The sequence below is a fragment of the Dinghuibacter sp. genome (genome assembly GCF_035492835.1).
Classification (GTDB): domain Bacteria; phylum Bacteroidota; class Bacteroidia; order Chitinophagales; family Chitinophagaceae; genus Dinghuibacter.
This window is the reverse complement of sequence record NZ_DATJIY010000213.1, coordinates 22077-29424: the sequence shown is the minus strand read 5'-3', so window position 1 is coordinate 29424 and position 7348 is coordinate 22077. Positions and strand designations below refer to the sequence as shown.

The window sequence follows — 7348 nt, the reverse complement described above, 5'->3', positions numbered from 1 at the left end:
TGCCAAACGTTACGCAAAAACGGGGGAAAAGAGGCACCCACCTCAGGGCCAGACACCTGTCAGGCCGATAAGCCGGAAGGCGGAGGCCGTTACTCATACTTGAGCGCCTCGATGGGTCGGGCTGTGCTCGCCCGGAGGGACTGGAGGGTAACGACCAGGACCGTGGCTCCGAGGCTGACGACAAGCGTGAGCAAATATGGCCAAAGGCCCAGGTGGATGCGGTAGGCGTAGCCCTGCAGCCACCGGCTCATGAGCCAGAGCGACAAGGGGAGCGCCAGCAGGTTGGCCAGCAGGACCCAGCGGACGAAGTCTTTGTTGAGGAGGGTGAGGATCTGACCGGTGGTGGCGCCGAGGACCTTGCGGATGGAGATTTCCTTGGTTTTGCGTTCGGCGGTATAGGCGGCCAGCGAGACCACGCCCATCACGGCCAGGATGAGGGCCATGGTCGAGAAGATACCAAAGAGAAAGCCGAAGTGCTCCTGCGACCGGAAGAGGGCGGCGAAGTGCTCGTCGAGGAAGGTGTATTGGATGGGGTAACCGGGCTCGATGTCCGACCAGGCGGCGCTGATTCGCTGAACGGTCTCGCCGGCGTGGCGGCTGTCCATCCGTATCAGGACGTAGTTCTCGCCGTTGTTACGGAGCAATTGGAAGATCATGGGGAGGATGGCGTCCTGCGGATGACCCAGGGGGAAGTCCTTGACGATACCCACGACTTCGTATTGCGTTTTGGCATGCTCGAGGAATTCGCCGGCCCGTTTGATACCCGCCATGCGCGCAAAGGTTTCGTTGACCAGGACCGAACCATTGGTATCGACCGGGTGCAGGCCGTCGAAGTCCCGGCCCTGCAGCAGGGGCAGCCCCATGGCAGCGCAGTAGTGGGCGTCTACGGCAAGGAAGTCGAGACTATACGCCCGTCCTTTATAACTATATCCATTGCTCCCGATACCTTCCCCCTGGATCTGGCTGGTACGGCTAACGACGGCGACCCCCGGGATGGCGGCCAGCCGGTCGCGGACGGAGGAAAAACGCTCGTTGGTGGTCCCCGAGTGTATCCTGACGGCCATCACCTGGCTGGCGTCATAACCCAGATCCATCTTCCGCATATAATTGGTTTGCCGGACGATGACAAAGATCCCGCTGGCGAACACGGCCGCGCAGGTAAATTGGGCCACCAGCAGGACGCGGCGGACGCGAACGCCCCTGGCGCCTCCCGAAAAATTGCCTTTAAGAACAATGGCCGGCAGGTAACCGCTCATAACCAAAGCGGGGTATAGACCTGCCATAAGGGTCGTCACCCCCACGCACAGGAACAGCTGACCGAGTAGCGACAGGGTATCCTGGCGAATCCACCCGTGGATATTCATGTCCAGCCGGGCGTTGATAAAAGGCAGCATCAGCTCCGCCAGTATGAGCGCCAGGCAGAGCGCGAGCACGCACTGGAAGAACGTTTCGGCCAGGAATTGCGCCACCAGCTGGCCACGCGCGGCGCCGATGACTTTTCGCAGACCGGTTTCCTTGGCGCGGCGGGTGGCATAGGCCACGGACAGGTTGGTAAAATTGATGGCCGCCATGACCAGGATAATCAGAACCACCAGGTAGAGGGAATCGAGGTAGCGTCCGCTCCCGTTGCCCACCCATTCGTACCTGACCGAGCTGTTCAGGTGGATGGGGTCCACCGGCTCGAACCGGAATTTCCGGTCCGATATCTCCTTGCGGTAGTCGGCAATGTCGCTGGCGGTGAACTTGTCCGTGGTATCCGCCAGGATAGCCCCCATGGCCATGTCCGCGTAGTTCTTGTCGAGCGCCGTGGCATAGGAGTAAGGAGTGGCGTGTGGGCTGCAGCGCAGGTAGACGTACGCGTTGTTGCTTGTCCAATCCAGCGAATGAAAGCCCCGCCGTATGATACAGTCAAAGGGGATATGACTCGGGTAGGCGTCCCGGTCGATCACGGCCGTTACTTTGCAAACACCGATGTCACCCATCTTCACCATCTCCCCGATAGGGTTGACGCCCTTGCCAAAAAGTGTTTCGCTCAGGACTTTGGAGAGCGCCACGGTATTGGGCTCGCGGAAAGCGGTGGACGCATCGCCATAGACCAACGGGTATTGAAACACCGAGAAAAAGGCGCTGTCTGCAAAGATGATGTTTGATTGATAGAGGCTCCTGGGCCCAACCGTAAGCAACAGCTCACCCGCATAATAATAGGAAGCGGTGGTGGCCGCCTGCACCGGAGGCAATCCCCGGACGGCGGGCGCAAAGGGGATCGGCACGAGCGCCACCGGGCCGTCGTCCTCCTGGGTCTGTACCCGGTAGACGTTTTCGTGGCCGGGGTTCCAGCGGTCATACCGCATTTCGCTATTGCGGTATAGCAGCGCCAGCAGGAACAGGGTCAGCGCGATACCCAGGCCCAGGATGTTGAGAAGCGTATAGCGGCGGTTTTTCCAGAAATTCCGCCAGGCCATCTTTATATTGAGGTTGAGCATTCTTTACGGTCTTTTAAAGGGGAGGGGTCCCGGTGAAACGGTTATTCGTACTTGAGCGCATCCACGGGATTCGCCCGGGCGGCCTTTATTGCCTGAGTGAACATAGTTCCCAGCGCGATCAGCGCCGCCGCCAGCCCGGCCCCGACCATCACCCACCAATAGACGGGAATGCGGTAGGCAAAGGCCTGCAGCCAGCGATCCATCGCCCACCAGGCGATGGGAGCGGCGATCAGCGCGGCCAGCACCACGAGCTGGAGCAGGTCCCCCGCCAACAGCTGGAGGATGTGCCTGTCGCCCGCGCCGAGGACCTTGCGGATGCCGATCTCTTTAATCCGGCGGGAAGCCGAAAAGCTCACCAGCCCGAACAACCCAAGACAAGCCAGGATCACGGCCAGGACCGTAAAGCTCAGGAGTACCGTTCCCTGGCGCCGCTCGTTCTCGTATTGTTGAGAGAAGTTCTGGTCCAGGAAGTGGTATTCCACCGTGCCGGAGTTGTCAAAAGACTGATAGGTCTTTTCCAGGTAGTCCATGGCCGCGGGTATGTGCCCCTTGGCCAGCCGGACATAGACGTTGTCCATGTCGTTCACGTCCTGCGGCAGATAAATCGCCAGCGGGTCGAGAGTATGCTGGAGGGAATAGATGTTGAAGTCACGCGTAACCCCCACCACGTGGGCAACGCGCCGGTGGCCAGATTCATCGAGCCAGTACGCGATCCTTTTCCCGATAGGGTCCGCCCAGCCCGCCTGGCGGACAAAGGCCTCGTTGACCAGCACCCCGTCGGCGCTGTCGCTGGGATTCGAAAGGGAGAAGTTCCGGCCCTCAAGCAGACCGATCTGCATCGTCGACAGAAAATTATGGTCTACCAACAGGAGGTTCCCCATCATCGATCCGCGCTGGGCCTCCCCTTCCTTTTCGTAGTGGTAGTTCCGGCCGCCGATGTTGTTGTTGCCGATCGGATTGCTGGCGCCCGAGACGCTTTCGATCAGGGGATTTTCCAGGAGCTTGGTCCTCAGCGCGGCGAACTGGTTGCGCACGGCGTGGCTGTGGATGTGGAACGTAACCGTCTGGTCCTTGTTAAAACCCAGATCCGCCGTGCCCATATACCGCAGCTGGAGATAGACCAGGCTGGAGGCCGAAATCATGGCAATGGTAATCACGAATTGGAAGGTCACCAATGATTTCCGGAGCAGCGTGCCCCCCTTTTGGCTTCCCAGTTCGCCCTTCAGCGAACGCAGAATGTTGAAACCGGAGAGAAAAAGCGCGGGATACGCCCCGGCGCCTATCCCCAGCAATAGCGCGAATCCGACGATCAATAGTATGATATTACCCACGCCCAACCGTAGCAGGGAGAGGTCTTTGGCCGCCATGTGGTTGAACAGCGGTAGCAGCAGCTCCAGCAACAACAACCCCAAAAAGGCCGCGACCAGCGTAATGATCACCGACTCTGCCAGGAACAGCCCCACGAGCACGCCCCTGGGCGAACCGATCGCCTTGCGCACCCCGACCTCTTTTACCCGTAGCGAGGACCGCGCGGTCGAAAGGTTCATATAGTTGATTACCGCGATCAACAATATCAGCAGGGCCGCCGCTATGAAGACATAGACATCCCGGATATTTCCGTTCCGGCCCATTTCGAAGCTGAGCTGGGAATGGAGGTGGATGGACTCGATCGGTTGGAGCTCCATCCGGTATTTGATGTTCCCCCCCGAGCGGGTGATTATCATCGGCGCAAAGGTCCGCGCGATCGTGGCCTCCGCCTGCCGGTAGTCGGCGCCGGGCTTTAGCAGCAGGTAGGTGTATATATCAAAATTCTGCCAGGTCTGTGAATCATCCTGGTGGGGATAGGGCCGTAGCGCGCTAAAGGAAAAGTGGCTATTGGTGGGCATGTCCTGCATCACCGCGGTGATGATGACCAGGCTGTGGTCACCGATACGGACCGTCTTGCCTATAGCCGCCTGGATGCTCCCAAAAAGTTTTTCCGCCAGGGTTTGCGTCACGACCATCCCATCGGGGTTCGCCAAAGCGGTCGATAGACTCCCGGCCAGTAACTTATAAGGGAATACGGTAAAAAAGCAGCTGTCGACCGCCGCCACGTCGCCGACGTCAAAGTGCTTCTCCCCCACAGTCATGACGCCGCCCGCATTATTGTCTACCCGGGTGATGGCCTCGACCTGGGGCAGCATCGACTGGAGCGCCGCGGCAAAGGGACGGGAGGAGGTGGCCGTTTCCTGGTGACCGCCATCCCAGTCCGAATAATTCACCGCCCGGTAGACCCGGTTGGACGTGGGCAGGGCCCGGTCATAACTGAGCTCGTCGCCCACATAAAGGGCGATGGCCCAGAACGCCGCCAGGCCAATGGCCAGACCACCGATATTGGTCAGCGAAAAGGTCCGGTATTTCAGGAGGTTCCTCCAGGCCGTGGTGAAGTAGTGCTGTAGCATACGACAAGATTTACTCGGTTCTAAGACTTTGTATAGGATTGGCAAGGGCCGCCCGGATGGCCTTATAGCCTACGGTCGCCCAGGCTATGACCAGCGAGCCGCCGATGGACAAGGCGAATATACCCCAGCCCATGTTGGCCCGGTAAAAAAACCCGTTCAACCACTGGCGCATGACATAATAACCCAGGGGCGCCGCCACCAGGAACGCGATAACGACCAGGATGGTGAATTCCCGGGAGAACAACACGACGATACCCCGGACGGAAGCGCCCAACACCTTTCGGATGCCCACCTCTTTCGTACGTTGGACCGCCATGAAGGAGACGAGGCCGTACAGGCCCAGACAGGAAATAAAGATCGCTATGCCCGCGAAGAAATGAAAGAGCTTCGAGGTTTGCTCCTCATCCTCGTAATATTGCGCCATATCCTCGTCCAGGAAGACGGAGTGATACATGAATGCGGGGTAGACGCTTTCCCAGTCGGCCTGGATGCGCTTCATCGTGGCGCCGATCCGGTTGGGATCCAACCGTACGGCGAGCTCATAAAAAACGCTCGCCGTGGTGGACATCGCCATGGGGCTCAGTTCCTGTTGGAGCGAGGTGCTGTGGAAATCCCGGACGACCCCGACGATCGGGACGGCCTTTTTACCCACGTGTATGACCTTACCCAGGATTTCAGTCGGGTGGGTAAAACCAAGCTTGCGGACCGCTGTCTCGTTGAGCACGTATTCCCGGGCGGTGTCGGAGGGATAGGGGAGGCGTCCCGCCACCAAGTCGATATGAAAGGTCCGGTAGTAGTCGGTATCGGTCATGCGCATGGCGAGGCTCCAGGTTTCCGGCTGGGGCCGGTTTTCAAACGTAAAACCGTTGTCCCATACCCACCCCGAGGACGGCGCGGTCGAACAAAGGCTCGCGTCCACCACGCCGGGTTCCCTTTTTATCAGTTGCTTCAGGTATTCGTGTTTCTGCTGGCTGAGGCTGTCGGATGGGATGTCGACCATGGCGACGGCGTTCTTGTCGAAACCCAGCGGGATGGTGTCGAAATAGTTCATTTGCTTAACCACCACGAGCGTCCCGATGACGAGCACCTGGGCAATCGCGAACTGGAACACCACGAGCACCCGGCGGAGCGGCAGACCGCCCACGGTCTTTGGCGTGATGCGGCTCTTGATGGCCTCGACGGGGTTGAACCGGCTCAGCACGAGACCGGGGTAAAACCCGCTGAGGAAGGTGATGACGACAAACGCCGCCGCCACGAACAACAAGATCGACGGATACCGCCACACGTTCAGGCTCAGCGGCAATTCCAGGATCTTGCCCATCCACGACGCCCCGATCTCCGCCAGGATACACCCCAGCACCACCGCCGTGAAGCTGATCATCGCGGTTTCGCCCAAGAACTGCCGGACAAGCGAGCCCTTGCTGCTCCCCAGCACCTTCCTGACGCCGATTTCCTTCGAGCGGCTGACGGACTGCGCGGTCGCCAGGTTGATGAAGTTGACACACGCCACCAGCAACAAAAACAGACCGATCAGTGCCAGGGCCCAAAGCCGGGAGGGCGGGAAGGTTCCATATGAATAGGTATTCACACCGGGACGCGTATCGAAGTGCATCCGGCTCAGCGGCTGGAATTCGATGGTGGAGTGGTATATCGACTTGTCCTCCCCCACGAAGTGCAGTTTGTCGAACGCGGGAATCCGCGTGTTCACGTTTTGTATGGTCTGCCCCGGCGCCAGCAGCGCGTAGCAATTGGAGGTGCTGTTCACGTCGTGCCAGTCGTCCTCGTGGTGTCGGTTAAAGGATGCGTAAGACAATGCAATACTGACGGGAACGTCGGTATTGTCGACGTGATCCTTCATGACGCCCGTGACGACAAATGGATGGGTATGGTTCAGGATCACGGTTTTGCCGATGGCGTCCTGCCAGTTCCCGAACCATTTTTCGGCCACCGCTTGCTCGATGGCCATGGTATTGGGGTCATTTAAAGACGACGGGTCCCCCGCCAGCCAGGGAAAATCGAATATGCGGAAAAGGCCGGGCTCGGTATACAATACCCTGCCCTCGGCTACGAACTTTTTGTCGGGCACGCCCTTACCCGGGATGGTAAACTGACCGCCGCCCACCGACCATGTCGCCGCCACTTCCGAGAATTGGGGCATATCCGACCGTATCGCCGGGGTCATGGGGATGGGCACGCCTGATGAATATTGCATGCCCTCGGGTCCGCCCTTCCAGGCCGAGAGCACCCGGTAAATACGGTCTTTCTTACTGTGGAAAGTATCGAAGCTCAGCTCGTACCGGATGATCAGGAAGAGCACCATGCAGGCCCCCAGTCCCACGGAAAGACCGAGGACGTTGAGGAAAGTGAACGTCTTTTTGCGCCAAAGCGCGCGCAGCGCAGTCTTGATGTAATTGCGGATCATGG

3 protein-coding genes are annotated in these 7348 nt (G+C 59.2%); all 3 read right to left on the bottom strand.

The genetic code is table 11. From position 1 onward, the window contains the following. Window positions 1–89 precede the first annotated feature (89 nt). The 3 genes from VL547_RS19820 to VL547_RS19810 are packed head-to-tail and all read right to left on the bottom strand — an operon-like array spanning window position 90 to window position 7346. Window positions 90–2483, bottom strand: coding sequence for an ABC transporter permease (locus VL547_RS19820; RefSeq protein WP_325581185.1), 2394 nt, complete (start codon window positions 2481–2483; stop codon window positions 90–92). A 41-nt stretch (window positions 2484–2524) separates the two neighbouring features. After that, entirely contained in the window at window positions 2525–4924 is a 2400-nt protein-coding gene (locus VL547_RS19815) for an ABC transporter permease (RefSeq protein WP_325581181.1), read from the bottom strand. Between the two features lie 10 nt (window positions 4925–4934). Continuing rightward, window positions 4935–7346 (bottom strand): ABC transporter permease, encoded by a 2412-nt coding sequence (locus VL547_RS19810; protein WP_325581179.1) that lies wholly within the window; start codon window positions 7344–7346, stop codon window positions 4935–4937. Window positions 7347–7348 lie beyond the last annotated feature (2 nt).

Coding starts and splice junctions, on each gene's coding strand:
- VL547_RS19810 (WP_325581179.1), bottom strand. CDS start 7,346: ATGATCCGCAATTACATCAAGACTGCGCTGCGCGCGCTTTGGCGCAAA.
- VL547_RS19815 (WP_325581181.1), bottom strand. CDS start 4,924: ATGCTACAGCACTACTTCACCACGGCCTGGAGGAACCTCCTGAAATAC.
- VL547_RS19820 (WP_325581185.1), bottom strand. CDS start 2,483: ATGCTCAACCTCAATATAAAGATGGCCTGGCGGAATTTCTGGAAAAAC.